Source organism: Pseudomonas sp. JL3, from assembly GCF_031570575.1.
GTDB classification, from domain to species: Bacteria; Pseudomonadota; Gammaproteobacteria; order Pseudomonadales; family Pseudomonadaceae; genus Aquipseudomonas; species Aquipseudomonas cucumis.
Window position 1 is genome coordinate 72,473 of the sequence record NZ_JAKWJK010000019.1, and the last position, 24,144, is coordinate 96,616.

A 24,144-nucleotide genomic window follows, 5' to 3' on the forward strand; every position below is an offset into this window, starting at 1 on the left:
GTCTCAGTTCACAGCGGACGTCGCTTCGACATGACGCGGCAAAGTTACCCGGATACGGGTGCCGCGTTGGCTTTGAACATCAGCCGGGCTGTCGATGGTGATTTGTCCATAATGCTCTTCAACGATGGAATAGACCAGTGCAAGGCCCAGACCGGTGCCTTCGCCAGGGTCCTTGGTGGTGAAGAAAGGTTCGAACAATCGGTCCATGATGTTCTTCGGAATACCGCTGCCTTCGTCTTCCACGATCAAATCGACCGTGTGTTCGCCGGCTTCGCTTTTGACTCGTACCGCACTGCCCGGAGGCGAGGCGTCGCGGGCGTTTGAGAGCAGATTGATCAATACCTGGGCGAGCCGCTGCGGATCACCTTCAACCCAATGATCGGGATCGCACAGGTTGTAGAACTGTACTTCGAAATTGCGCCGGTTCAGGGCCAGCAGGCCGATGGCGTCCTGAGCCACTTCCGCCAGACAGACGGGCTCGTCACTGTGCTGATAACTGCCCGCATGGGCGAAGCTCATCAGGGACTGAACGATGCGTGACACGCGTTTGGTCTGTTCGAGGATCTGCCCGCTGATTTCCGTGAGTTCGGCGTCTTCTTCACGCTCTTCGCGCAGGTTTTGCGCGAGGCAGGCAATGCCGGTGATCGGGTTGCCGATTTCATGGGCCACACCGGCTGCCAGGCGGCCGATGCTGGCCAGACGCTCGGAGTGCACCAGTTTATCTTCGAGCATCTGGGTTTCGGTCAGGTCTTCTACCAGCAATACCAGGCCACTGTTACCCGGCGCCAGCGGTTCATCGATCGCCGCTTTGTGCAGGTTCAGCCACCGCGTCTGACCGTCGAGGGCCAGGTGCTGTTTGTGCAAATGCTCGTCCGGCAGATTGATGAAGCCTTGCAGCAGTTCTCTCCACGGATCGCTAATGGTGCTCAGGCGTGAACCGACCACACGCTGTGCGGCAATCCCGGTCAGTTCCTCCATGGCTTTGTTCCACATGAGGATTTCCTGATCCTTGGCCAGCGAGCACACGCCCATCGGCAATTCCTGCAAGGTCTGGCGGTGGTAGCGGCGCAGGGCATCGAGTTCGGCGGCGAGACCGGTGAGGCGCGAGTGGTAGTCCTCAAGGCGGCTTTCGATGAAGTGGATGTCTTCGGTGACGTAGTTTTCGCCGCCAGCCTTGTAGGGCAGGAAGGTTTCGACCATGTCCTGCGCCACGCTCGGCCCCATCAGGCCGGAGAGGTTGGCTTCGATACGGTCACGTAGACGGCGCAAGGCGTATGGACGGCGTTCATCGAACGGCAGATAGAGGTCCCGCAGCGCCTGTTCGACTTCTTTCTGTGCTGCCTTGGCACCCAATGGTTTTGCAAGCTGAGTGGCGAATTCCTGAGGTGAAGCGGCATGCAGTTCGCGGCGTTGCGGGCGACGAACGTTGTCCACCGCGCAGGCTTCGGCGGCGCTGGCCTCTTCGGGGCTGGCGTTGGTGAACAACGAGATCAGCGTGAACATCAGCACGTTGGCGGCCAGCGAGGCGATTGCTGCCATGTGCCAGCTGGTGTCGTCCAGCACGTAAATCATGTTCAACAGTGGGATGTAGAAGCCTTGCAGATTGCCGACCAGCGGCAGCAGCATGGTCACCAGCCACACCAGAATCCCCGCCAATAGACCTGCGATGAAGCCGCGACGGTTGGCGGTCGGCCAGTACAGTACCGACAACACCCCCGGCAGGAATTGCAATGTGGCGACGAAGGCGACGATGCCGAGGTTGGCCAGGTCTTGCTCGGCGCCCAGCATCAGGTAGAAACCGTAACCGGCCATGATGATCGCGACGATCAGCGCCCGGCGGGTCCACTTCAACCAACGGTAGATATTGCCTTCGGCCGGCGGCTGATAGAGCGGCAGCACCAGATGGTTCAGCGCCATCCCGGACAGCGCCAGCGTGGTGACGATGATCAGGCCGCTGGCCGCCGACAATCCGCCGACATAGGCCAATAGCGCCAGGGCTTTGCTGTTGGCGGCGATGCCGATGCCCAGGGTGAAATATTCCGGATTGGTCGTGGCGCCGAGTTTCAGCCCGGCCCAGAGAATCAGCGGCACCGCGAGGCTCATCAACAGCAGAAACAGCGGTAAACCCCAGCTCGCACTGACCAGTGAGCGTGGGTTGAGGTTTTCGGTAAAGGTCATGTGGTACATGTGCGGCATCACAATCGCCGAGGCGAAGAACACCAGCAGCAGCGTGCGCCACGGGCCTTCCTGCAATGGCGTGTGCAAAGCGGCGAGGGCGGTCTGGTTTTGCAGCAGCCACAGTTCCAGCTGCTGCGGGCCATCAAACACGCCGTACAGCGCATACAGACCGACGCCGCCAAGCGCGATCAGTTTGATCACCGACTCGAAGGCAATCGCAAACACCAGGCCTTCATGTTTCTCGCGGGTGGCGATGTGGCGTGAGCCGAAGAAAATCGTGAACAGCGTAATCAGTGCGCAGAAGCTCAGGGCCACGCGATGCTGCACCGGCTCGCGGGTGAGGATGCTGATGGAGTCGGCCACAGCCTGAATCTGCAACGCCAGCAACGGCAGCACGCCGATCAGCATGAAAATGGTCGTCAGTGCGCCAGCCCAGGTGCTGCGGAAGCGAAACGCGAACAAGTCGGCCAGGGACGAGAGTTGATAAGTGCGGGTGATTTTCAGGATCGGGTACAAAAGCACCGGCGCCAGCAGAAAGGCCCCGGAAACCCCGAGGTAGCTGGACAGAAAACCGTAGCCGTACTGATAGGCCAGGCCCACCGTGCCGTAAAACGCCCAGGCACTGGCGTAGACGCCCAGCGACAGGGTGTATGTCAGCGGGTGGCGAATGATCGCCCGGGGGATCATGCCCCGTTCGCTGATCCAGGCCACACCGAACAGCACCGCCAGGTACGCGGCGCTGATCAGGATCATCTGGGTCAGGCTAAAGCTCATCGGCATCTTTTTGGCTCTGCAGGATGAAGGTCACGACGATCAGAATCAGCCAGAGCAAATACGGGCGATACCAGGCCCCAGTGGCGTCGATCCACCAATCCATGATGGCCGGGGAGAACAGATAAATCCCCACTACCAGGAGCAGGACCAAGCGATAAATATACATCCCGGCCTCTCTTTTTTATGCGCGTGCCCGAAAACGTGCGGCGATGGTAACGGATGGGCGCGCCACTGCAAGTGGCATCACTGCAGTTGCGCTTCGGGCAGCGTCAGTGTGCGCGGGATCAGCGATGCATCCCAGTGGGCAATGCCCCAGTTCAGCACCTCCCGTGGTGTGGCGTCATTCAGTTCGATCACAGGCTTGTGCCCCAGTGCCCGCAATGCGCGCAGCAACAGCGGCGTGGCCTGATCTTCGGTCAGCGGCGGCGAGCGATAGGATTTGCCGAGTTTGTGGCCGTCCGGCTGGGTAATCAGCGGGATGTGCAGGTAGCGCGGTTGCGGCAGGCCGAGCAGTTCTTGCAGATAGAGCTGGCGCGGCGTGGAATCCAGCAGGTCGGCGCCGCGCACGATATCAGTGATGCCCTGCCAGGCGTCATCCAGCACCACCGCCAATTGATAGGCGTAGAGCCCGTCGCGGCGACGAATCACGAAATCGCCGACTTCCCGGCCCAGGTGTTGACGGAACTCGCCCTGCACCCGGTCGATGAAGTGGTATTCCAGTTCCGGTACGCGCAGGCGAATCGCCGCGTTCTCGGTGCCGTGCCCCGCGTTGCGGCAGAATCCGGGATAGATGCCGTGATACGGCTCCAGTTGCTTGCGCGAGCAGGTGCAAGCGTAGGCCAGGCCCTGATTGAACAGGCGATTGATGACTTCGTCATAGGCAGCGTGCCGCTCGCTCTGTCGGACCATGTCGCCATCCCACTCGAACCCGTAGCTTTCCAGCGCCTTGAGAATCGCTGCCTGAGCGCCGGGTTCTTCGCGCGGCGGATCGAGATCCTCCATGCGCACCAGCCAACGGCCGCCAACCGAACGGGCGTCGAGGTACGAGGCCAGCGCGGCGACCAGCGAACCGAAATGCAAGTGGCCACTGGGCGTAGGGGCGAAACGTCCGATGTAGGCGGGGGGAACGATGGTGGTCATAAGGGTGGCGTCAGGCTGTTCAATCGTTTTGAGCATGGCTTGAAGCCGCCTTCGCGAGCAAGCTTCGCTCCTACAGAAGATTGCGCTAGCTTTTGGAGGAGCGAAGCTTGCTCGCGAAGGCGATCTTAAATACGCAACAAATCAGCAAAGTCAGAAACAAAAAAACGGAGCGTTCGCACGCTCCGTTCTTCATTCAAGTCGCAAAGATTACTTGCCGACTTGTTTTTCCTTGATTTCCGCCAGGGTCTTGCAGTCAACGCACATGTCGGCGGTAGGGCGGGCTTCCAGTCGCTTGACGCCGATTTCGACGCCGCAGGACTCACACCAGCCGTATTCTTCGTCTTCGATCAATTGCAGGGTTTTGTCGATTTTCTTGATCAACTTGCGCTCGCGGTCGCGGGCGCGCAATTCGAGGCTGAACTCCTCTTCCTGGCTGGCACGGTCTGCCGGGTCAGGGAAGTTGGCCGCTTCGTCTTTCATGTGATCAACCGTGCGGTCGACTTCCTGCATCAAGTCCTGTTTCCACTTATTCAGGATCTTGGTGAAGTGAGCGCGCATGGGTTTGCCCATGTACTCTTCGCCCTTCACTTCTTTGTAGGGTTCGAAGCCGCTGATCGACTGGTTCGGTTGTTGCTTTGCTTGGGTGGGCATGAAATGGACCGCCTCTACTCTTGTAATCCATTGCGCAGGATTGCTCCATCACCGACACCTGCCGGCCCTGCGGCTGCAAGCGGGCGAACTTACCAGATCAAATCGGGCCGCGCTACTCCCGGATGTCGAGCCCGCGGCCCGTGGGCCTTGCAAAAGATTGCAAAGCCTTGCCTGGTGGCTCTGGAGACCTGATCAATTATTGATTTTAGTCAAACCTGGAGCATACGCTTGAACCGTTTGAGACCAGCGTTATATGGGCTCTGACCGCTTTAGGTTCTCGCTCGTTCCTGCGCTTGGGTAGAATCGATTCTTTTCCCGTTGTAAGGAAGGCTAATGGCTCTGTCCTACAGTGCGCGCAGTCGCGCTATCGAACCGTTTCACGTCATGGCCCTGCTGGCGCGGGCCAATGAGCTGCAAGCGGCCGGCCACGACGTGATTCACTTGGAAATCGGCGAGCCGGACTTCACCACCGCCGAGCCGATCATCCAGGCCGGCCAGGCCGCGCTGACGGCGGGGAAGACCCGTTATACCGCCGCCCGCGGCCTTCCCGAATTGCGTGAAGCCATTTCGGGCTTTTATCAGCAGCGTTACGGGCTGAACATCGATCCGCAACGCATCCTCATCACGCCCGGCGGTTCAGGGGCGTTGCTGTTGGCCACGGCGTTGCTGGTCGATCCAGGCAAGCATTGGCTGCTCGCCGATCCGGGTTACCCGTGCAACCGGCACTTCCTGCGGTTAGTGGAAGGCGCGGCGCAACTGGTGCCGGTCGGCCCGGACGTGCGTTATCAGCTGACCCCGGACCTGGTCGCACGTCACTGGGATCACGACAGCGTCGGCGCCCTGGTGGCATCGCCGGCCAACCCGACCGGGACCATTCTGACCCGCGATGAACTGGCCGGGCTCTCTGCAGCGATCAAGGCCCGCCACGGCCATTTGGTGGTCGATGAGATCTACCATGGCCTGACGTACGGCACGGATGCGGCCAGCGTGCTGGAAGTCGATGACAGCGCCTTCGTCCTCAATAGTTTTTCCAAGTATTTCGGCATGACCGGCTGGCGTCTCGGTTGGCTGGTAGCGCCAGAAGCCGCGGTCGGTGAGCTGGAGAAACTTGCCCAGAACCTCTACATCAGCGCGCCGAGCATGGCGCAGCACGCCGCATTGGCTTGCTTCGAACCCGCCACCATCCAGATTTTCGAGGAGCGCCGCGCCGAGTTCGGCCGACGTCGGGATTTCCTGCTGCCCGCTCTGCGGGAATTGGGCTTCGGTATCGCTGTAGAGCCTGAAGGCGCGTTCTACTTGTACGCCGATATCAGCAAGTTCGGCGGCGATGCCTTCGCGTTCTGCCAGCATTTTCTCGAAACCGAGCACGTTGCGATTACCCCGGGCCTGGACTTCGGGCGTTATCAGGCCGGGCATCATGTGCGGTTTGCCTACACCCAAAGTCTTCCACGCCTGCAGGAAGCGGTTGAGCGCATCGCTCGTGGTTTGCGGAGCTGGCAAGGCTGATGCGTTTTCATCCTCCCCTCGAAGAAGGTCGTTTGATTCGTCGCTACAAACGTTTTCTTGCCGATATCGAAACCGTTAGCGGCGAGTTACTGACCATTCACTGTCCTAACACCGGTTCGATGCTTAATTGCCAGGTCGAAGGCGGGCAGGTCTGGTTCAGCCGTTCCAACGACCCCAAGCGTAAGTTGCCCGGCACCTGGGAAGTCGGGGAAACCCCACAGGGGCGACTGTTCTGCGTAAACACCGGACGCGCCAATGGTTTGATTGAGGAGGCATTGCGGGCAAATGTCATCACCGAGCTGAACGGCTTTACCGAACTGAAGCGCGAAGTGGCCTACGGTCAGGAAAGCAGTCGCATCGATTTCCGTCTCGATTACCCGAGCGGGCCTGCGTATGTGGAAGTCAAAAGCGTCACCCTGGGCTTCGATGGCTCGTTGGTGGCGGCATTTCCCGACGCGGTGACCCAGCGCGGGGCCAAGCATTTGCGGGAGTTGGCGCATTTGGCCCGGGACGGGATTCGTGCCGTGCAGTTGTATTGTGTGAACCTGACCGGCATCGACTCCGTGCGTCCTGCCGAAGAAATCGATTCGGCCTACGCGGCGGCGTTGCGCGAAGCAGTGGCGTGTGGAGTCGAAGTGCTGGCGTATGGCGTGCACTTGACCCACGAAGAGATGGTGGTCGATCGGCGGCTGGATGTTTTGTTGAACGGTTAAAGCGTGACCCAGATCCCTTGCTCGTCTTCGCGGCAGGGGATGGTGGTCAGGGATTGCCCGGCGCACGGGCCGGCGACGCATTCGCCGTCTTCGATCAGAAACAGTGCGCCGTGGGTGGCGCACTGGATCAGGCTGTTGCTGGGGTCTAGAAACTGGTCGGGCTTCCATTCCAGTCCGACACCCCGGTGCGGGCAGCGATTTTCATACACGTACACCCGACCATCCCGGCGCACGGCCAGGAGCTTCTGACCGTCGACGTCGAAACCGCGACTGCTGGCGTCAGCCAATTCGGCGCCTGTGCAAAGAAGCTTCATGTCTATCCTCAAGTCCTGCTCGTGACCAGATATGTCCGAGCTTGACGTTCAAATGCAAACAATTATCAAATGGCCGCTCACCCACAGGGCGATTGCCGGATGCCGAGGATACTTGGCCTGTCCTCTCGATGCCCGGGAAAACCTCTAAAGGAAGCTGTTTATGCGCCTGAGTACCCGCGTTGCTGTGCTCTGTGTCGGACTGTTCATCAGTCACCAGGCCTCGGCAGCCGAGTTGCCGCAACGTTGGGTCAGTGCTGGTGGTGCCTTGTCGGAATGGGTCAGTGCGCTGGGTGGTGAGTCGAAACTGGTGGGTGTCGATACCACCAGTCAGCACCCCGAATCGCTGAAGGCTCTGCCGAGCATCGGCTATCAACGGCAACTCTCGGCAGAGGGGGTTCTGAGTCTGCGCCCGCAGATCCTTGTGGGCACCGAAGAAATGGGGCCGCCACCGGTACTTTCACAGATTCGCAGCGCGGGCGTTCAGGTCGAACTGTTCTCGGCCCAGCCAGATTTGGCGACATTGCGGGGCAATTTGCAGCATCTGGGCAAATTGCTGGGGGCTGAAGATCGGGCTTCGCAAGTGTTTCTGAGTTATCAACAGCAGCTCGATCAGCAACAAGCCCGGGTCAGTCAGGCGCAACTCAAACACAAAGCACCGGGTGTATTGCTGCTGTTGGGTCACGCGGGCGGCAAACCGTTGATTGCCGGTAAAGACACCGCCGCCGATTGGTTGCTGCAACAGGCCGGTGGCCACAATCTGGCAACCCATACTGGCTACAAGCCATTTTCCGTAGAGTCCCTGGCCAGTCTAAATCCCGAAGTGCTGGTGTTTGCCGACCGTGCGCTGACGGGCGATGCGGCGCGCGCGGCGTTGTTCAAGGAAAATCCGATCCTCTCGTCCACCCGCGCGGCCAAGGACGGGAGAGTCATGGAGCTGGACCCGACGTTGTTGGTGGGGGGGCTGGGGCCACGGTTGCCGGAAAGCCTTACCAGGCTGGCTGACGAGTTCTATCCCGGTATGACCGGCCAATGACCCTTCTGGTTAAACCCCGTGCATTATTCATTGGCCTGAGCCTGCTTTGCTTGCTGGCGATCTGGTTGTCGCTGGCGTTGGGGCCGGTGAGTTTGCCGTTGTTCGACACGTTGCGTGCGGCGTTGCGGCTGATTGGTTTACCCATCGCACCCGACGGGTTGGAGCAGGCCGAGTTGATCCTCGGGCAGATTCGCTTGCCACGAACCTTGCTCGGCCTGGCGGTGGGCGGCGTTTTGGCGCTGTCCGGTGTGGCGATGCAGGGCTTGTTTCGCAACCCTCTGGCCGATCCGGGATTGGTCGGGGTCTCCAGCGGCGCGGCATTGGGCGCGGCCATCGCGATTGTCGGTGGCTCGGTGTTCGGCAGTCTGCCTGAGTCCTTCGGGCCATATCTGTTGTCGGTGTGCGCGTTCCTCGGCGGGCTGGGTGTGACGGCGCTGGTCTATCGACTGGGGCGACGCAATGGCCAGACCAATGTCGCCACCATGCTGCTGGCCGGTATTGCCTTGACTGCCCTGGCCGGTTCGGCGGTTGGGCTCTTCACCTATCTGGCGGATGACGCGACCCTGCGCACGCTGACGTTCTGGAACCTGGGCAGCCTTAACGGCGCCAGTTATTCGCGACTCTGGCCATTGCTGTTGGTGAGCACTGGTGTGGCGCTGTGGTTGCCGCGTCGGGCCAAGGCCTTGAATGCATTGCTGCTCGGGGAGTCGGAGGCTGGTCACTTGGGCATCGACGTCGAAGGCCTCAAGCGCGAACTGGTGTTCTGCACGGCGCTGGGCGTCGGCGCGGCGGTTGCGGCAGCCGGGATGATCGGCTTTGTCGGGCTGGTGGTGCCTCATCTGGTGCGGTTGCTGGCCGGTCCTGATCATCGTGTGCTGTTGCCGGCGTCGGTATTGGCGGGGGCCAGTCTCTTATTGTTTGCCGATCTGGTGGCGCGACTGGCCCTGGCGCCGGCCGAGTTGCCGATCGGGATCGTCACGGCTTTCATCGGCGCGCCGTTCTTTCTGTATTTACTGCTCAGAGGGCGTGCCTGATGTTGCGAACGCAGAACCTGCAAATCCGGCGCGGTCGAAAGATTGTTCTCACGGACATCACCCTTGAACTCAAACCGGGCGAAGTTCTCGGTGTGCTGGGCCCCAACGGTGCCGGCAAAAGCACCTTGCTCGGCGCCCTTTGCGGCGAATTGCAGGCGGACCACGGCAGTGTCTGGCTCGATGAGCGCGAGCTGAGTCATTGGGCCGGGGCGCAGCGAGCCCAGCGCTTGGCGGTGTTGCCGCAGGTGTCGACCCTGGACTTTGCCTTTCGCGTTGAAGAAGTGGTTGGCATGGGCCGTTTGCCTTATCAAAGCGGCCGGGTCCGGGATGACGAGATCGTCGCCGCCGCGCTGCGCGCGGCCGATGCGCGGCACCTAAGTGGCCGCAGCTATCTGGCGCTGTCTGGCGGTGAGCGTCAGCGTGTACATCTGGCGCGCGTCCTGGCGCAGCTGTGGCCGGGGGAGGCGGGGCAAACGTTGTTGCTTGATGAACCTACATCGATGCTCGACCCGCTGCATCAACACACTACTCTGCAAGCGGTGCGCGAGTTCGCTGATCGTGGCGCTGCGGTGCTGGTGATTCTGCATGATCTGAATCTGGCAGCACGTTATTGTGATCGTCTGTTACTGCTCGAAGGTGGGCGTCCCGTGGCGCTGGATACGCCGGAGCAGGTGCTGCGCCCGGAACCGCTCAAGGCGGTGTTCGGGCTGGAAGTACTGGTGCAGCCGCACCCGGAGCGTGGGCATCCGCTGATCATCGCCCGCTGAGCATTTCATCGAGGTGAAAACATGCGTGTGAGGGTGATACTGGCTGTGCTGTTACTGAGTGCCTGTCAGCATGTGCCGGTGGTGCCGCCACCCGTCAGCGGCGAGATCCGGGAGCTGCGCAGCGGTCAAACCCTGGCAGCGCAGGAACTACTTGCACGGTTAGCCAAACCTTCGCGGCTGATCGTTGGCGAGCAGCATGACAACCGTGATCACCATCAACTGCAATTGTGGTTGTTACAGGCGCTGGGTGATCGGCGGCCCCAAGGCAGTTTGCTGTTGGAAATGCTCACGCCGGATCAACAAGTGCGCGTCGATCATGTTCGACATGCTTTACCGCTACCAACTGACTTGCCCAATGCATTGGCCTGGCAATCGGGTTGGGACTGGAATCTGTATGGGCCGATCGTTGGTTTTGCCCTGACTCAGCCGTACCCGTTGCTGGCGGCCAATCTGGATACGCTTGAAGTCCGTACTGTCTATGCCAAACCGCCAACACTGAATGGTTCGCGCTCCAACGCCCCGATGGTCAAGGAAACGTTGCTGGCACAAATCAGCGATTCTCACTGTGGCTTGCTGCCCACATCGCAAATGCCCGCGATGCTGACTGTCCAGCAGCAACGTGACCGGCGGATGGCCGAGCGATTACTGGTCGCACCTGCGCCTTCACTGCTATTTGCCGGCGCGTACCACGCGCGCAAGGATGTCGGGGTGCCGATCCATGTGCAGGACTTGGGTGAGCACGAGGCGCCAACCGTATTGATGCTGGCAGAGCAGGGCGCCGAGGTCACGCCGGCCATGGCCGATTACGTCTGGTATACGCCCGCCACGCCACCGCAGGATTACTGCGCGCAAATGCGTAAACAGTTCGGCAAGCAGTCAGGGCAGTAAAACCTGGCGAGTTTTCCACAGGCAAAAAAAGACCCGGCAAGAGCCGGGTCAAATAACCGTGATTAGCCTGATGAGGAGATAATCTGAGAGTCCGAACCAAGGGCTTTTCAGAATATCGACCAGTCTCGCGACCAGTTGTGATAATCATAGCGATTCTCATTACCATGTCAACCGCTGATTCTTGATTTCTGTGAATCTCCCCCAGTTCCCTTGGTGAAGGCCCTGCAATCATTGGTCTTCAGGCTGTGTACGTAAGCGTCATTACCCGTTCAAATCTTGTGGCGTGACGAGATAGCGTCCAGTTGTTTGTTCAAGGCTTCCTTGCGTTCGGCGGGGATGTCGTTCCAGTGAACATCCATCAGTGCGCCTTCGATCGCATACAACAACACCTTGGAAGCCCGAAAACCGCGCGTGCGCACGGCCCGATAAGCATCCACAGCTCCCAGCCGACGCAAATCCGATGCACTGTGGATGCCCACGGCATGCAGCCATTGCGCCGACGTCTTGCCAAGATTTTTCAGGTGTTGCAGTTCATCATTCATCAAGCCTCCTTGCGACAGCCGAACGGTGCGTGGGCGAGCCTCTCAGCAGTGTAGCCATCAGTAGGAAAAGCGTGATTGTTTGGTCGGTTTCGACGCAAAAGCTTCTAAGAGACGGGCTCAAGAAGCTGCGTGAAAAGGCTGCGAGTGCTGTCGGAAGACGGGCGGAGGGCTGAGTTTCAGGGTAGAAAAAAGTACAGGGTCCAGCGCAAAGCAGCGGCGCCGGACCTGGTAAAAAACGTCGCTTTTAGCGGGTGCGATAACGCAGTCGCGTACCAAAATTCATCGACATCAGAATCTCATCGGCACTCAGCTCTGGCGGGAAGTAGGCGCCGGAGATCTGCGCGTGGGCCAGGCTCGCACCTTCCAGGGAAGAGTTGCGAAAATCGATGCCGCGCAAGTCGGCAGAGCGGAAATAGGCATCGGTGAAGTCGACGCCGTCGGCGTTCAGTTCACGCAGATCGAGACCACGAAAGTCGCCACCGACCATGTCGATAGGTCCATCTTTCGGGCGCTCATTGTTAAAGCCTGTGATGTCGTCTTTGTGCAGCAAGGCATAAAGCGGGGTGTCGAGAAGTTTCGGCTGGCTCATGTCGCATCACCTGATGGTTTTATGACGCCAGTATAGTGCCACTATCTGACAGCCGTGAAGCCGGTGAAGGCTTCACGGTTGAAATAGTTTTTTACAGGCCTGGCAGGCGTTGGCGAATCTGCGCAACGACGGTATCGAGCGTGCCACTTTCATTGGTCTGGACGCGTTTGCTGCACAGAATTTCTGCTGGCGTCAGGGCCTCGCGGCTGGCTTGCTGGGCGGCGATAACGGTCAGGTTGGCATCGGACGGATCCTTATTGTCTGCTTGACGTTGCTTCAACCAGCTCTCGATCACCGCTTGCGGTGCGTCGCAATCGAGGATCAGGAACGGCGCACCGGTGGCTTCGGCGATTTTTGCCGCGCCGTCGCGCTGGTCGCGCTTGAGGTACGTGGCATCGATCACTACCGGGAAACCGGCATGCAGAATCACACCGGCAACTTCATGCAGACGGCTGTAGGTGGCAGCGCTGGCATCAGCACTATAGATGCCGGCCTGCGGGTCGTTCGGTACGGTTTGCTCGCCGAACATACGCTTGCGCTCGACATCGGAACGCAGGCGAATGGCGCCCAGCGCTTCCACCAGGCGCATGGCCACGTGACTCTTGCCGACGGCGGAAACACCGTGGGTAATCGCCAGGAAGCGCGAAGGAATGGTGCTGTAGCTTTCCGCCAGGTTGGCGTAGTTGCGGTACTGACGCAGAGTAGTGGCGCGCTGCACCGGATCGGCCTCGGCCGGCATGCTGAACAGGCTGACCTTGGCGCGAACCAGTGCGCGGTAGGCTTTATAGAAGTTCAGCAGCTCAAGGCCCTGATAGTCGCCGGTCAGCTCCAGGTATTGGCTGATGAAACGGCGCGCCAGGCTCTTCAGGCCACGGTCTTCCAGGTCCATTGCCAGGAAACCGGTATCGGCGTAAACGTCGGTGAAGCGGAATGGCTCGTTGAACTCGATGCAGTCGAAGATCACCACGTTGCCGTCGATCACGGTGGCGTTGCCCAAGTGAATGTCACCGTGGCATTCACGGATGAAACCGTCGGCCTTGCGCTGGGCGAACAGCGGCTTGAGGCGTTCGAAGCTGCTTTCGGCCCAGGCTTGCAGCGCATCGAGTTGCAGCAGGTCGGCCTTGTCGCTGAGGAACGGGCGGATCTGTTCGAAGTTCTGCCGTACCGGCGCCATGACGCTGTCCGGCGTGCCGGCTTCGTGTTCGGCAGGCACTTTCGGTGCGCTCAGGTGGAATTGAGCGATTTGTGCGGCCATCTTGTCGATGTGCGTGGTGGTCAATTCGCCGTTGGCTTGCAAGGTGCTGAGCAATTGGCTTTGTGGGAACTGACGCATTTTCAGGGCGTAATCGACAACCGGGCCATCGCCGCCCAGTTGTGGTGCCTCGGCGCTGCCGGTGATCGGCAACACTTCAAGATACAAATCATGGGTCAGGCGTTGGTTCAGACGCAGCTCTTCAGCGCAGAAATGCTCGCGAGCCTCGAGGCTGGTGAAGTCGAGGAAGCCGAAATTCACTGGCTTCTTCACTTTATAAGCGTAGGGGCCGGTGAGCAGCACCCAGGAAATATGGGTTTCGATGACCTGAAACCCTTCTACGGGATGCGGGTAGAGGGCCGGGTTTTGCAGGGCAGCGATCAGGGACTGGCTCACAGGCGATCCTTCAGAGTCTGGGGAAAATTCAAGGCCGCCATTATGGCCGCAAGTCCGCCCGACGCAAACCTCAGCGGGCTTCTGTTGAGTATGAATAAAGTGCGTATAATCCGCCGCCATGACTCGTACTCGATCCCCTCGCCCCCCCAAAAAACCACCTTCCAAGGGCATGCGCCCCTGGCTGGGCTGGGCCCTTAAACTCAGCCTGGTCGGCCTTGTGGTGCTGGCCGGGTTCGCGGTTTACCTCGACGCCGTGGTCCAGGAGAAGTTTTCCGGCAAGCGCTGGACCATCCCGGCCAAGGTGTACGCGCGCCCGCTTGAGCTGTTCACTGGCCAGAAGCTGAGCAAGGAAGACTTCCTCACCGAGCTCGATGCCTTGGGCTACCGACGCGAAGCCGTCAGCAACGGCCCCGGCGCGGCGGCGGTCAATGGCAATACCGTCGACTTGAATACCCGCGGCTTCCAGTTCTATGAAGGCATGGAGCAGGCCCAGCCCGTGCGTGTGCGCTTCTCCGGCGATTACGTGGCCGAGCTTTCGGCGACCAACGGTTCGAAGCTTTCTGTGGTGCGACTGGAGCCGCTGCTGATTGGCGGGATTTATCCGAAAAACCTTGAAGACCGCATCCTGATCAAAATCGATCAGGTTCCGCCGTATCTGCTCGAAACCCTGATTGCCGTAGAAGACCGGGATTTCTACCACCACTGGGGCGTGTCGCCGAAGTCGATTGCCCGAGCCATCTACATCAACACCTCGGGTGGCAAGATGACCCAGGGCGGCAGTACGCTGACGCAACAGTTGGTCAAGAACTTCTATCTCACCAGCGAACGCAGCCTGACCCGTAAGCTCACCGAAGCCATGATGGCGATGCTGCTTGAGTTGCATTACGACAAGCGCGAAATTCTTGAGGCTTACCTCAATGAAGTGTTCGTCGGCCAGGATGGTCAGCGCGCGGTCCACGGTTTCGGCCTGGCCAGCCAGTTCTTCTTCGGGCAGCCATTGTCCGAGCTGAAACTGCATCAAGTCGCTTTGTTGGTGGGCATGGTCAAGGGGCCGTCCTATTACAACCCGCGTCGCAACCCAGAGCGGGCGCTGGAGCGGCGCAATCTGGTGCTCGATGTTCTGGGGGAACAAGGCGTTGCCACCGCCGAGCAGGTTGAGGCAGCGAAGAAAATGCCTCTGGGCGTGACCACTCGCGGCAAGTTGGCCGACAGCTCGTTCCCGGGCTTCCTCGATCTGGTTAAACGTCAGTTGCGCGAAGACTACCGCGACGAAGACTTGACCGAAGAGGGGCTGCGGATCTTCACCAGTTTCGACCCGATCCTGCAGATGAAAGCCGAAGCCTCGGTCAACGACACGTTCAAGCGTCTGGCCGGACGCAAGGGTTCTGATGAGGTTGAGGCGGCGATGGTCGTGACCAACCCGGAAACCGGAGAAGTCCAGGCGATGATCGGCAGCCGTCAGGCGGGTTTTGCCGGTTTCAACCGGGCGCTGGACGCAGTACGACCGATTGGCTCGTTGATCAAACCGGCGGTTTATCTGACAGCCCTTGAGAAGCCGAGCCAGTACACGCTGACCAGTTGGCTGTCGGACGAATCCTTCTCGGTCAAAGGTGCGGACGGTCAGGTCTGGAAACCGCAGAACTATGATCGCCGCTCCCACGGTACGGTGTTCCTTTATCAAGGGCTGGCGCATTCCTACAACCTGTCGACCGCGCGTCTCGGGTTGGCGGTGGGCGTACCGAATGTCTTGAAGACCCTGGCACGTCTGGGGGTGAGTCGCGAGTTCCCGGCGTTCCCGTCGATGTTGCTGGGGGCCGGTGGCTTGACCCCGATCGAAGTGGCGACCATGTACCAGACGCTGGCCAACGGCGGGTTCAATACGCCGATGCGCGGGATTCGTAGCGTGCTGACTGCCGAGGGCGAGCCGCTCAAGCGTTATCCGTTCCAGATTCAGCAGCAGTTCGATCCGGCGTCCATTTACCTGGTTCAGAACGCCATGCAACGAGTCATGCGTGAAGGTACGGGCAGTTCGGTTTATAACGTGTTGCCGAAAACCCTGACTCTCGCCGGCAAGACCGGTACCAGTAACGATTCGCGGGACAGCTGGTTCGCCGGTTTCAGTCAGGATCTGCTGGCAGTGGTCTGGCTGGGGCGCGATGATAACGGCAAGACGCCATTCACCGGTGCCACCGGTGCGTTGCAGGTCTGGACCAGTTTCATGCGCAAGGCCGATCCGCTGCCGCTGGACATGCCGCAGCCGGACAACATTGTTCAGGCCTGGGTCGATTCGCGTACCGGGCAAGGTTCTGAAGGCAGCTGCCCAGGCGCAGTGCAGATGCCGTATATTCGCGGCAGCGAACCGCCTCCCGGTCCTGCTTGCGGTGGCGAAAACCCCGCTGAATCGGTGATGGATTGGGTCAAGGGCTGGATGAATTAAGCAAAGAGGATTTGAAGTGAACAAGTGGTTGATTCCAGCGGTGACTGCCGTGGCTTTGCTCAGCGGCTGCTCCACCGTACAACGTGGTTCGATCCCGGTTGTGGATTCCGGTACCGCCGTCTCCAACAGCGAACGGATTTCGGCGAATGGCGGTTTCCGGCAGTCGACGGTGAAACGTCCTGCACAAGCCCAGACTCAGGCAATCCCGCAAGGTGATACTGGCGTTGTGGTGATGGTGCCGGGTGGTGGCGCCGTTTCCTCGGCACCGATCAGCACCTCGCCAATTACCCCAGGCCCGATCACTCCGGGGCCGATCGATACCTCGCCGGTCCAGTCGGCACCGATCAACCAGGGCAGCTACAGCATGCCATCGACGCCGAGCGGGATTCCTTCGGCGAACTCCGGCGGCCTGTCTGCCGATGAGCAACTGGACGGTCCGGTCCTGGCATTGTTGACCACTGCCCAGCAGCAACAGGCCAGCGGCGACCTTAATGGTGCGTCTTCCAGTCTCGAACGCGCCCAACGTGTCGCGCCGCGTGAGCCGCAAGTGCTTTATCGTCTGGCTCAGGTACGCATGGCTCAAGGCGACGCGGCACAAGCCGAACAATTCGCTCGTCGTGGTTTGACGTTCGCCAATGGTCGTCCGGCACTTCAGGCCAGCCTGTGGGAATTGATTGCCCAGGCTCGTGAGAAGCAGGGTGACACCGCCGGTGCAGCGTTGGCGCGTCAGAAGGCCAAGGTCTCGCTGTGATGGATGCACGCTTCCCGAAGATTGCCGAGCAGTTGCTGTTGATCGAACGCGAGCTGCGTGTCCAGGGCTGGTGGGACGAAGTTCCGCCGTCCGCTGAAGCGCTATCCAGTGTCGAGCCATTTTCGGTGGATACGCTGGATTTCGAGCAATGGCTGCAATGGATCTTCCTGCCGCGGATGAAGACCATTCTTGAACAGGATCTGCCGCTGCCCAACGCATCGGGGATTCAGGAGATGGCCGAAATGGTCTTCGCCGTCCGTAATGTCCAGGGCAAGGATCGGCAGCTTCAGGTCTTGCTCAAAGAGTTCGACCTGTTGATCACCGCCTCTCACTAACTACTGGCAGTTTTTCGCAATCTGTTTCTGTGCTTCGGTGATGCGCTCCTGACGTTGTTGGTCGGTCAGGCGGCGCATCTCACCTTCGACATCCTCTCGTAGTCGCGGATTATTCTGCAGTTGAGCCAGGTTCGTTCGGGCCTGTTCGCAGAATACTTTTAGCTGGGCTTGCTGCTCGGCGACCTGCTTTTTCACTTTATTGTCGATGGCCCGTTGATCGCCTATGACGTTACTGCGCGTTGGCGTGTCCGGTTTGCCGACGGGCTGGGCGGGCGTTACCACGAGGGTGGACTCCTGGCCTGTGGGCGGTTGCGCATCGAAATGGGTGACGCCCTGGGCATCGACCCATTTATAGATCTGACCCGCCATGCACAAAGGGCTCAGGCTGATCAGCAAGCCGGCGGTGAAGAAGAACGTTCGCATGCCATTTCCTTGTCATGAGTGCGCAATCGAAGCTAACACAGTTGCGGTTTAAAGGTTTTTTCTTGCGTTCTCATGCGCTTAGTTCGAATAAAGCACATTGACGGCTTGACTTGCGATGGGCGAAACAGAAGAATCCAAAGTCCGCTGTAGAGGGACTGCCAGAAGCAGACCCACTCGGCAGATCATGAGGCGCACATCCGCGCCGACCTGTTACACCCGCAACGCGTTACCTCGCGCTGGGTGGGAAAGGCCCGCAACACTTGGGACGATCCCAATACTTGCTCAGTCAGTGCTGACGTAGTCGGCGACCACCGTCGCTCATGCTCTGCCGAGAAGTAAACCTATTAAGACCCGTCCTCTTTGTATGTGGGCGGTATTCTGGCGTTTTAGAGGTGAACAACGTGGAGCTTTTATCTGGCGGTGAGATGCTCGTCCGCTTTTTGCGTGACGAAGGCGTCAAATATATCTACGGGTACCCGGGTGGTGCTCTTCTTCATGTCTACGATGCCCTGTTCAAAGAACCGGAAGTGACCCACATCCTGGTTCGTCACGAGCAGGCTGCGACCCATATGGCTGACGGCTATGCCCGTGCCACCGGTAAAGCCGGTGTGGTACTGGTAACTTCCGGCCCGGGCGCAACCAACGCCATCACCGGTATTGCCACGGCCTACATGGACTCCATTCCGATGGTGATCATTTCCGGCCAGGTGCCTAGCACCATGGTAGGCACCGATGCGTTCCAGGAAACCGACATGATCGGTATCTCCCGGCCGATCGTGAAGCACAGCTTCATGATCAAGCATGCGTCGGAAATCCCGGAAGTCATGAAGAAAGCGTTCTACCTGGCGCAATCCGGTCGTCCTGGTCCGGTCGTTGTCGATATCCCGAAAGACATGACCAACCCGGCCGAGAAGTTCGAATACATCTTCCCGAAAAAAGCCAAGCTGCGTTCCTACAGCCCGGCCGTTCGCGGTCACTCCGGGCAAATCCGCAAGGCAGCCGAAATGCTTCTGGCGGCCAAGCGTCCTGTGTTGTATTCGGGCGGCGGCGTGATCCTCGGTGGTGGTTCCGCGCCGCTGACCGAGCTGGCGAAGATGCTCAACCTGCCGGTGACCAATACCCTGATGGGGCTGGGTGCCTACCCTGGCACCGACCGTCAGTTCATTGGCATGCTCGGCATGCACGGCAGCTATACCGCCAACCTGGCGATGCACCATGCCGATGTCATCCTTGCAGTCGGCGCGCGCTTCGATGACCGCGTGATCAACGGCCCGGCCAAGTTCTGTCCGAATGCCAAGATCATTCACATCGACATCGACCCGGCTTCGATCTCCAAGACCATCAAGGCAGACGTGCCTATCGTCGGTCCGGTCGAGAGTGTCCTGACCGAAATGGTCGCGATCCTCAAGGAAATCGGCGAGACCCCTAACAAGGAGTCCGTTGCCAGTTGGTGGAAGCAAGTTGACGAGTGGCGCGGTGACCGCGGCCTGTTCCCTTACGACAAGGGCGATGGCAGCGTAATCAAACCGCAGACCGTGATCGAAACCCTGTGTGAAGTGACCAAGGGCGACGCCTTTGTGACCTCCGACGTGGGGCAGCACCAAATGTTTGCCGCGCAATACTATACGTTCAACAAGCCAAACCGCTGGATCAACTCCGGTGGCCTGGGCACCATGGGCTTCGGTTTTCCGGCGGCCATGGGCATCAAGCTGAGCTTCCCGGATGAAGACGTCGCCTGCGTAACAGGCGAGGGCAGCATCCAGATGAACATTCAGGAGCTGTCGACCTGCCTGCAATACGGTTTGCCGGTGAAGATCGTCATTCTGAATAACGGTGTATTGGGTATGGTTCGCCAGTGGCAGGACATGAGTTACGGCAGCCGTCACTCGCACTCCTACATGGAATCGTTGCCTGACTTCGTCAAGCTGGCCGAGGCCTATGGTCACATTGGCGTGCGCATCACCGAATCGAAAGATTTGAAGTCGAAGATGGAAGAGGCGTTCGCCATGAAAGATCGCCTGGTGGTTATCGATATTTCGGTCGACACCAGCGAGCACGTCTACCCGATGCAGATCAAAGACGGCTCCATGCGCGATATGTGGCTGAGCAAGACGGAGCGTACTTAATCATGCGGCACATTATTTCCTTGCTTCTGGAAAACGAACCGGGCGCTCTGTCTCGTGTAGTCGGCCTGTTCTCGCAGCGCAACTACAACATCGAAAGCCTGACCGTGGCACCGACCGAAGACCCGACCCTGTCGCGTCTGACGTTGACCACGGTCGGCCATGATGAAGTCATCGAACAGATCACCAAGAACCTGAACAAACTGATCGAAGTGGTAAAACTGGTCGACCTGTCGGAGAGTGCTCACATCGAGCGCGAACTGATGCTGGTCAAGGTCAAGGCCACCGGCGCCCAGCGCGCCGAGATCAAGCGCACCACCGATATTTATCGTGGGCAGATCGTTGATGTCAGCGCTAGCGTGTATACCGTTCAATTGACCGGTACCAGCGACAAGCTCGACAGCTTCATTCAATCGATCGGGACCGCCTCGATTCTGGAAACCGTACGCAGTGGCGTCACCGGGATTGCCCGCGGCGACAAAGTACTGAGCATCTAAACCAAATTAGCGAATGGCCTGAACAGCCAGGATATAGAGGGGAAATTCATGAAAGTTTTCTACGATAAAGATTGCGACCTGTCGATCATCCAGGGCAAGAAAGTTGCCATCATCGGTTACGGCTCCCAAGGCCACGCTCAAGCGTGCAACCTGAAAGACTCCGGCGTTGACGTTACTGTTGGTCTGCGTAAAGGTTCGGCCACTGTTGCCAAAGCCGAAGCCCACGGCCTGAAAGTGACTGACGTTGCTTCCGCCGTAGCAGCTGCCGACCTGGTCATGATCCTGACCCCGGACGAGTTCCAGTCTGCCCTGTACAAGAACGAAATCGAGCCGAACATCAAGAAAGGCGCCACCCTGGCCTTCTCCCACGGTTTCGCGATTCACTACAACCAGGTTGTGCCACGTGCTGACCTCGACGTGATCATGATCGCGCCGAAAGCTCCGGGCCACACCGTGCGTTCCGAGTTCGTCAAAGGCGGCGGTATCCCTGACCTGATCGCTATCTACCAGGATGCTTCGGGCAACGCCAAAAACGTTGCACTGTCCTACGCCGCTGGCGTTGGTGGCGGTCGTACCGGCATCATCGAAACCACCTTCAAGGACGAGACCGAAACCGACCTGTTCGGCGAACAAGCCGTTCTGTGCGGCGGTACCGTTGAGCTGGTAAAAGCCGGTTTCGAAACCCTGGTTGAAGCTGGCTACGCGCCGGAAATGGCCTACTTCGAATGCCTGCACGAACTGAAGCTGATCGTTGACCTCATGTATGAAGGCGGTATCGCCAACATGAACTACTCGATCTCCAACAACGCCGAGTACGGCGAGTACGTGACCGGTCCGGAAGTGATCAACGCCGAATCCCGTCAGGCCATGCGCAACGCCCTGAAACGTATTCAGGATGGCGAATACGCCAAGATGTTCATCAGCGAAGGCGCCACCGGCTATCCTTCGATGACCGCCAAGCGTCGTAACAATGCCGCTCACGGTATCGAAATCATCGGTGAGCAACTGCGCTCCATGATGCCGTGGATCGGTGCCAACAAGATCGTCGACAAAGCCAAGAACTAAGTCCCGAGCTTGTACGGAAAACGCGGCCTAGGCCGCGTTTTTTCGTTTGGATCCGCCGGTTCTGGTATAAAGCTGCATTGTTTGTGGCCGAACCGTCGTCCCTGACACCTGTCGAAACTTTCCACCCCGTTGCAAGGTAAATGTCCATGAGCGAACGTCCCGAAGAGCCAAAGCAGGCTTCTGACGCCGAAAGCCTTCTGCCCATCGATGAACACATCGAAGAAGGGCATGACGCTGAAGGTCGTAAAGTCCGGCATCGTGGTATCTATCTTCTGCCGAATCTGTTCACCACTGCGAACCTCTTCGCAGGGTTCTATTCCATCATCAACTCAATGAGCGCCCAGAGCGCCTTGAGTGCCGGTGATGCCATCGGCGCGAGCAAATATTTTGCATTTGCCGCCATCGCGATTTTCGTCGCCATGGTGCTCGACGGCCTCGACGGTCGCGTTGCTCGTATGACCAATACCCAAAGCGCTTTCGGTGCCGAGTACGACTCGCTGTCGGACATGGTTGCCTTTGGTGTGGCGCCGGCATTGCTGGCATTCGGCTGGGCCTTGGGCGATATGGGCAAGGTCGGCTGGATGGTCGCCTTCATCTATGTGGCGGGGGCGGCATTACGTCTGGCTCGTTTCAACACTCAGGTCGGCACCGCAGACAAACGTTACTTCATCGGTCTGGCCAGCCCGGCTGCCGCCGGTGTGGTCGCGGGTATCGTCTGGGCATTCAGCGATTACGGCATCCAGGGTTCCAAGATGTCTTTCCTGGTTGCACTGATGGTTGCCGCCGCTGGCATGCTGATGGTCAGTAACATCAAGTACAACAGCTTCAAGGAGCTGGACTTGAAAGGGCGCGTTCCTTTTGTCGCGATCCTCGCAGTGGTATTGGTATTCGCCGTTGTGTTCAGTGATCCGCCGCGCATCCTGCTGCTGGTTTTCCTTGCCTATGCGGCTTCCGGGCCGGTGCAGTACCTGCTGCGCCTTCGTCGGCATAAAAAAGCCGAGTGATGTAATTTCCCTCATACTCCGCAGTCTATGGGTGCAACTGTCCTCCAAAGCTGCGGAGTTGTCATGCTGATCAAAGTCCCCAAAGCGTCTGACTGTCATGAGTCGGACGTCACGCCTGAATCCCTCTACCTTTCTCGCCGCAGTGTATTAGGTGCCGCTGTTGCCGGTTTGGCTGTGAGCAGTCTGCCGCGTTGGGCGGGTGCCGACGATGTTGCGCGTTATGCTGATGTAGAGCCTGGCAAGGCACCGTCCTGGTTTACCGAAAAGCTTCCTTCTACCAAATGGGGGGCGGTCAACGTCAAAGACGAGGCGATCACGCCTTTCAAGGATGCGACCCACTACAACAACTTCTATGAGTTCGGTACCGATAAAGGTGATCCCGCGACCAACGCCGGTGCGCTGAAAACCGAACCCTGGAGCGTGGTGGTGGACGGGGAGGTGGGGAGGCCGGGGCGGTATGCGCTGGAAGACTTCATGAAGCCTTATCAACTGGAAGAGCGCATCTATCGTCTTCGCTGTGTGGAAGCCTGGTCGATGGTCATTCCGTGGATCGGTTTTCCTATTTCGGCTTTGCTCAAGGAGGTCGAACCAACCTCAAAAGCCAAGTTCATTCGCTTCGAAACTTTGCAGGATCCCAAGAGTATGCCCGGGCAGCGTTCCGGTTTTGCCCTGATCGACTGGCCTTATGTAGAAGGGTTGCGTCTGGATGAGGCGATGAATCCGTTGGCGATTCTTGCTGTGGGCATGTATGGACGGGAGTTACCGAATCAGAACGGTGCGCCGCTGCGTCTGGTGGTGCCTTGGAAGTACGGCTTCAAGAGCATTAAATCCATCGTGCGGATCAGTCTGGTTAGCGATCAGCCGAAAACTACCTGGCAGAGTATCGCTTCGGATGAGTATGGCTTTTATGCGAACGTGAACCCGACAGTCGATCACCCGCGTTGGACCCAGGCACGGGAACGGCGTTTGCCGAGCGGTCTGTTCAAGCCCAATGTGCGGGACACGCAAATGTTCAATGGCTACTCGGATGAAGTCGCTTCTCTATATACAGGGCTCGATCTGCGGAAGAATTATTGATGCGATATCCGTTCTGGCGTATTGGCGTCTTCATCGCTGCAGCGATTTGGCCGCTGCTTTGGTTGTATCAGGCCTGGGCGGATGTGCTGGGGCCTGATCCGGGCAAGGTGCTGGTTGACCGGCTGGGGCTGGGGACACTGGTCCTGCTGCTTATCACGTTAAGCATGACGCCTTTGCAGAAGCTCACCGGTTGGCCGGGGTGGATAGCTGTCCGACGACAGTTGGGGTTGTGGTGCTTCGCTTATGTGGTTCTGCATTTGAGCGGTTACACAGCGTTCATCCTTGGCTTTGATTGGTCGCAACTGGGTATCGAGTTGCGCAAGCGGCCGTACATTATTGTCGGGGGCCTGGGATTTCTCTGTTTATTGGCATTGGCTGTTACCTCCAATCGCTACAGTCAGCGGCGTTTGGGTTCTCGCTGGAAGAAGTTGCATCGGTTGGTGTATGTGGTTCTTGGGCTTGGATTGCTGCATATGTTGTGGATCGTGCGTGCCGATCTGAGGGAATGGGCGATCTATGCTTCTATAGGTGCGTTGTTGTTGGTATTGAGATTGCCACCTGTAATCCGCCGGATTCCACGTTTAACAGCCAAAAAGGCAGCTTCTGCAAGAAAAGCGTAATTAGAGGTTGACGGCAGATTCTGGAAGTCTATAAT

24 protein-coding genes are annotated in these 24,144 nt (G+C 58.9%); 15 read left to right on the forward strand and 9 right to left on the reverse strand.

Annotated elements, in window-relative coordinates:
* Nucleotides 1-3: 3 nt before the first annotated feature.
* The 4 genes from MMG91_RS24850 to dksA form a co-directional block, all read right to left on the reverse strand.
* Nucleotides 4-2,958 (reverse strand): ATP-binding protein, encoded by a 2,955-nt coding sequence (locus MMG91_RS24850; RefSeq protein WP_310660993.1) that lies wholly within the window; start codon nucleotides 2,956-2,958, stop codon nucleotides 4-6.
* Nucleotides 2,942-3,118, reverse strand: coding sequence for a hypothetical protein (locus MMG91_RS24855; RefSeq protein ID WP_003176118.1), 177 nt, complete (start codon nucleotides 3,116-3,118; stop codon nucleotides 2,942-2,944). Before MMG91_RS24855 ends, MMG91_RS24850 begins: the two co-directional genes overlap by 17 nt.
* Nucleotides 3,119-3,195: 77 nt before the next feature.
* Nucleotides 3,196-4,092, reverse strand: a complete 897-nt coding sequence (gene gluQRS, locus MMG91_RS24860; protein WP_305449859.1) for a tRNA glutamyl-Q(34) synthetase GluQRS — start codon at nucleotides 4,090-4,092, stop codon at nucleotides 3,196-3,198.
* A 207-nt stretch (nucleotides 4,093-4,299) separates the two neighbouring features.
* On the reverse strand, nucleotides 4,300-4,743 hold the full coding sequence (gene dksA, locus MMG91_RS24865; RefSeq protein WP_305446916.1) for an RNA polymerase-binding protein DksA: 444 nt from the start codon (nucleotides 4,741-4,743) through the stop codon (nucleotides 4,300-4,302).
* Nucleotides 4,744-5,076: 333 nt separating this feature from the next.
* On the opposite strand from dksA, the gene MMG91_RS24870 reads away from it, so the two are divergent.
* The gene (locus MMG91_RS24870; RefSeq protein ID WP_310660994.1) at nucleotides 5,077-6,249 is read left to right on the forward strand and encodes a pyridoxal phosphate-dependent aminotransferase; all 1,173 of its coding nucleotides are present in this window, start codon (nucleotides 5,077-5,079) and stop codon (nucleotides 6,247-6,249) included.
* Nucleotides 6,249-6,962 carry a DNA/RNA nuclease SfsA gene (sfsA, locus tag MMG91_RS24875; protein WP_123361265.1) on the forward strand — a complete coding sequence of 238 codons (714 nt, stop codon included), beginning with the start codon at nucleotides 6,249-6,251 and terminating at the stop codon, nucleotides 6,960-6,962. The genes MMG91_RS24870 and sfsA overlap by 1 nt, the downstream gene beginning before the upstream one ends.
* Here the strand turns inward: sfsA and MMG91_RS24880 are convergent.
* Nucleotides 6,959-7,276 (reverse strand): Rieske (2Fe-2S) protein, encoded by a 318-nt coding sequence (locus MMG91_RS24880; protein WP_305503301.1) that lies wholly within the window; start codon nucleotides 7,274-7,276, stop codon nucleotides 6,959-6,961. The two genes, sfsA and MMG91_RS24880, sit on opposite strands and share 4 nt — an antisense overlap.
* 160 nt (nucleotides 7,277-7,436) lie before the next feature.
* Here MMG91_RS24880 and MMG91_RS24885 point away from each other — a divergent pair, with 160 nt between their 5' ends.
* Genes MMG91_RS24885 through MMG91_RS24900 form a run of 4 tightly spaced genes read left to right on the forward strand, consistent with a single transcriptional unit; the run spans nucleotide 7,437 to nucleotide 10,998 of the window.
* Nucleotides 7,437-8,309: an ABC transporter substrate-binding protein gene (locus tag MMG91_RS24885; protein WP_310660995.1), complete on the forward strand. Its 873-nt coding sequence runs from the start codon at nucleotides 7,437-7,439 to the stop codon at nucleotides 8,307-8,309.
* 50 nt (nucleotides 8,310-8,359) lie between these two features.
* On the forward strand, nucleotides 8,360-9,343 hold the full coding sequence (locus tag MMG91_RS24890) for an iron ABC transporter permease (protein WP_310661010.1): 984 nt from the start codon (nucleotides 8,360-8,362) through the stop codon (nucleotides 9,341-9,343).
* Nucleotides 9,343-10,110, forward strand: coding sequence for a heme ABC transporter ATP-binding protein (locus MMG91_RS24895; protein ID WP_310660996.1), 768 nt, complete (start codon nucleotides 9,343-9,345; stop codon nucleotides 10,108-10,110). The genes MMG91_RS24890 and MMG91_RS24895 overlap by 1 nt, the downstream gene beginning before the upstream one ends.
* Before the next feature lie 21 nt (nucleotides 10,111-10,131).
* Nucleotides 10,132-10,998: a ChaN family lipoprotein gene (locus MMG91_RS24900; RefSeq protein WP_310660997.1), complete on the forward strand. Its 867-nt coding sequence runs from the start codon at nucleotides 10,132-10,134 to the stop codon at nucleotides 10,996-10,998.
* A 269-nt stretch (nucleotides 10,999-11,267) separates the two neighbouring features.
* Here MMG91_RS24900 and MMG91_RS24905 read toward each other — a convergent pair whose 3' ends face one another.
* From MMG91_RS24905 to MMG91_RS24915, 3 genes are all read right to left on the reverse strand, one after another.
* Nucleotides 11,268-11,540: a TfoX/Sxy family protein gene (locus MMG91_RS24905; protein WP_007902045.1), complete on the reverse strand. Its 273-nt coding sequence runs from the start codon at nucleotides 11,538-11,540 to the stop codon at nucleotides 11,268-11,270.
* A gap of 244 nt (nucleotides 11,541-11,784) precedes the next feature.
* Entirely contained in the window at nucleotides 11,785-12,129 is a 345-nt protein-coding gene (locus MMG91_RS24910) for a pentapeptide repeat-containing protein (RefSeq protein ID WP_052967693.1), read from the reverse strand.
* Between the two features lie 91 nt (nucleotides 12,130-12,220).
* The gene (locus tag MMG91_RS24915; protein ID WP_310660998.1) at nucleotides 12,221-13,777 is read right to left on the reverse strand and encodes a bifunctional aminoglycoside phosphotransferase/ATP-binding protein; all 1,557 of its coding nucleotides are present in this window, start codon (nucleotides 13,775-13,777) and stop codon (nucleotides 12,221-12,223) included.
* 118 nt (nucleotides 13,778-13,895) lie between these two features.
* On the opposite strand from MMG91_RS24915, the gene mrcB reads away from it, so the two are divergent.
* The 3 genes from mrcB to MMG91_RS24930 are packed head-to-tail and all read left to right on the forward strand — an operon-like array spanning nucleotide 13,896 to nucleotide 17,300.
* Nucleotides 13,896-16,214, forward strand: a complete 2,319-nt coding sequence (gene mrcB, locus MMG91_RS24920) for a penicillin-binding protein 1B (protein WP_310660999.1) — start codon at nucleotides 13,896-13,898, stop codon at nucleotides 16,212-16,214.
* A gap of 16 nt (nucleotides 16,215-16,230) precedes the next feature.
* Nucleotides 16,231-16,965 carry a tetratricopeptide repeat protein gene (locus MMG91_RS24925; RefSeq protein ID WP_310661000.1) on the forward strand — a complete coding sequence of 245 codons (735 nt, stop codon included), beginning with the start codon at nucleotides 16,231-16,233 and terminating at the stop codon, nucleotides 16,963-16,965.
* Nucleotides 16,965-17,300, forward strand: a complete 336-nt coding sequence (locus MMG91_RS24930; protein WP_310661001.1) for a YqcC family protein — start codon at nucleotides 16,965-16,967, stop codon at nucleotides 17,298-17,300. The genes MMG91_RS24925 and MMG91_RS24930 overlap by 1 nt, the downstream gene beginning before the upstream one ends.
* On the opposite strand, the gene MMG91_RS24935 is transcribed toward MMG91_RS24930, so the two are convergent.
* Complete coding sequence (locus MMG91_RS24935; RefSeq protein WP_310661002.1) at nucleotides 17,301-17,723, reverse strand: DUF4124 domain-containing protein; 423 nt, start codon at nucleotides 17,721-17,723, stop codon at nucleotides 17,301-17,303. It abuts the gene before it with no gap.
* 401 nt (nucleotides 17,724-18,124) lie between these two features.
* Here MMG91_RS24935 and MMG91_RS24940 point away from each other — a divergent pair, with 401 nt between their 5' ends.
* The 6 genes from MMG91_RS24940 to msrQ all read left to right on the forward strand — a co-directional run bounded on the left by MMG91_RS24940 (nucleotide 18,125) and on the right by msrQ (nucleotide 24,109).
* The gene (locus MMG91_RS24940) at nucleotides 18,125-19,849 is read left to right on the forward strand and encodes an acetolactate synthase 3 large subunit (RefSeq protein ID WP_310661003.1); all 1,725 of its coding nucleotides are present in this window, start codon (nucleotides 18,125-18,127) and stop codon (nucleotides 19,847-19,849) included.
* Between the two features lie 2 nt (nucleotides 19,850-19,851).
* Nucleotides 19,852-20,343 carry an acetolactate synthase small subunit gene (gene ilvN, locus MMG91_RS24945; RefSeq protein ID WP_003176102.1) on the forward strand — a complete coding sequence of 164 codons (492 nt, stop codon included), beginning with the start codon at nucleotides 19,852-19,854 and terminating at the stop codon, nucleotides 20,341-20,343.
* Nucleotides 20,344-20,391: 48 nt separating this feature from the next.
* Entirely contained in the window at nucleotides 20,392-21,408 is a 1,017-nt protein-coding gene (ilvC, locus tag MMG91_RS24950; RefSeq protein WP_003185459.1) for a ketol-acid reductoisomerase, read from the forward strand.
* Nucleotides 21,409-21,554: 146 nt separating this feature from the next.
* Nucleotides 21,555-22,412: a CDP-diacylglycerol--serine O-phosphatidyltransferase gene (gene pssA, locus MMG91_RS24955; protein ID WP_008006914.1), complete on the forward strand. Its 858-nt coding sequence runs from the start codon at nucleotides 21,555-21,557 to the stop codon at nucleotides 22,410-22,412.
* 63 nt (nucleotides 22,413-22,475) lie between these two features.
* Nucleotides 22,476-23,489, forward strand: coding sequence for a protein-methionine-sulfoxide reductase catalytic subunit MsrP (gene msrP / locus MMG91_RS24960; protein WP_310661004.1), 1,014 nt, complete (start codon nucleotides 22,476-22,478; stop codon nucleotides 23,487-23,489).
* The gene (gene msrQ, locus MMG91_RS24965; protein ID WP_310661005.1) at nucleotides 23,489-24,109 is read left to right on the forward strand and encodes a protein-methionine-sulfoxide reductase heme-binding subunit MsrQ; all 621 of its coding nucleotides are present in this window, start codon (nucleotides 23,489-23,491) and stop codon (nucleotides 24,107-24,109) included. The genes msrP and msrQ overlap by 1 nt, the downstream gene beginning before the upstream one ends.
* Nucleotides 24,110-24,144 lie beyond the last annotated feature (35 nt).

What these genes read in the sequence shown, in the direction of transcription:
- MMG91_RS24850 (WP_310660993.1), bottom strand. Translation starts at nt 2,958, where the DNA reads ATGCCGATGAGCTTTAGCCTGACCCAGATGATCCTGATCAGCGCCGCG.
- MMG91_RS24855 (WP_003176118.1), bottom strand. Translation starts at nt 3,118, where the DNA reads ATGTATATTTATCGCTTGGTCCTGCTCCTGGTAGTGGGGATTTATCTG.
- gluQRS (WP_305449859.1), bottom strand. Translation starts at nt 4,092, where the DNA reads ATGACCACCATCGTTCCCCCCGCCTACATCGGACGTTTCGCCCCTACG.
- dksA (WP_305446916.1), bottom strand. Translation starts at nt 4,743, where the DNA reads ATGCCCACCCAAGCAAAGCAACAACCGAACCAGTCGATCAGCGGCTTC.
- MMG91_RS24870 (WP_310660994.1), top strand. Translation starts at nt 5,077, where the DNA reads ATGGCTCTGTCCTACAGTGCGCGCAGTCGCGCTATCGAACCGTTTCAC.
- sfsA (WP_123361265.1), top strand. Translation starts at nt 6,249, where the DNA reads ATGCGTTTTCATCCTCCCCTCGAAGAAGGTCGTTTGATTCGTCGCTAC.
- MMG91_RS24880 (WP_305503301.1), bottom strand. Translation starts at nt 7,276, where the DNA reads ATGAAGCTTCTTTGCACAGGCGCCGAATTGGCTGACGCCAGCAGTCGC.
- MMG91_RS24885 (WP_310660995.1), top strand. Translation starts at nt 7,437, where the DNA reads ATGCGCCTGAGTACCCGCGTTGCTGTGCTCTGTGTCGGACTGTTCATC.
- MMG91_RS24895 (WP_310660996.1), top strand. Translation starts at nt 9,343, where the DNA reads ATGTTGCGAACGCAGAACCTGCAAATCCGGCGCGGTCGAAAGATTGTT.
- MMG91_RS24900 (WP_310660997.1), top strand. Translation starts at nt 10,132, where the DNA reads ATGCGTGTGAGGGTGATACTGGCTGTGCTGTTACTGAGTGCCTGTCAG.
- MMG91_RS24905 (WP_007902045.1), bottom strand. Translation starts at nt 11,540, where the DNA reads ATGAATGATGAACTGCAACACCTGAAAAATCTTGGCAAGACGTCGGCG.
- MMG91_RS24910 (WP_052967693.1), bottom strand. Translation starts at nt 12,129, where the DNA reads ATGAGCCAGCCGAAACTTCTCGACACCCCGCTTTATGCCTTGCTGCAC.
- mrcB (WP_310660999.1), top strand. Translation starts at nt 13,896, where the DNA reads ATGACTCGTACTCGATCCCCTCGCCCCCCCAAAAAACCACCTTCCAAG.
- MMG91_RS24930 (WP_310661001.1), top strand. Translation starts at nt 16,965, where the DNA reads ATGGATGCACGCTTCCCGAAGATTGCCGAGCAGTTGCTGTTGATCGAA.
- MMG91_RS24935 (WP_310661002.1), bottom strand. Translation starts at nt 17,723, where the DNA reads ATGCGAACGTTCTTCTTCACCGCCGGCTTGCTGATCAGCCTGAGCCCT.
- ilvN (WP_003176102.1), top strand. Translation starts at nt 19,852, where the DNA reads ATGCGGCACATTATTTCCTTGCTTCTGGAAAACGAACCGGGCGCTCTG.
- ilvC (WP_003185459.1), top strand. Translation starts at nt 20,392, where the DNA reads ATGAAAGTTTTCTACGATAAAGATTGCGACCTGTCGATCATCCAGGGC.
- pssA (WP_008006914.1), top strand. Translation starts at nt 21,555, where the DNA reads ATGAGCGAACGTCCCGAAGAGCCAAAGCAGGCTTCTGACGCCGAAAGC.
- msrP (WP_310661004.1), top strand. Translation starts at nt 22,476, where the DNA reads ATGCTGATCAAAGTCCCCAAAGCGTCTGACTGTCATGAGTCGGACGTC.
- msrQ (WP_310661005.1), top strand. Translation starts at nt 23,489, where the DNA reads ATGCGATATCCGTTCTGGCGTATTGGCGTCTTCATCGCTGCAGCGATT.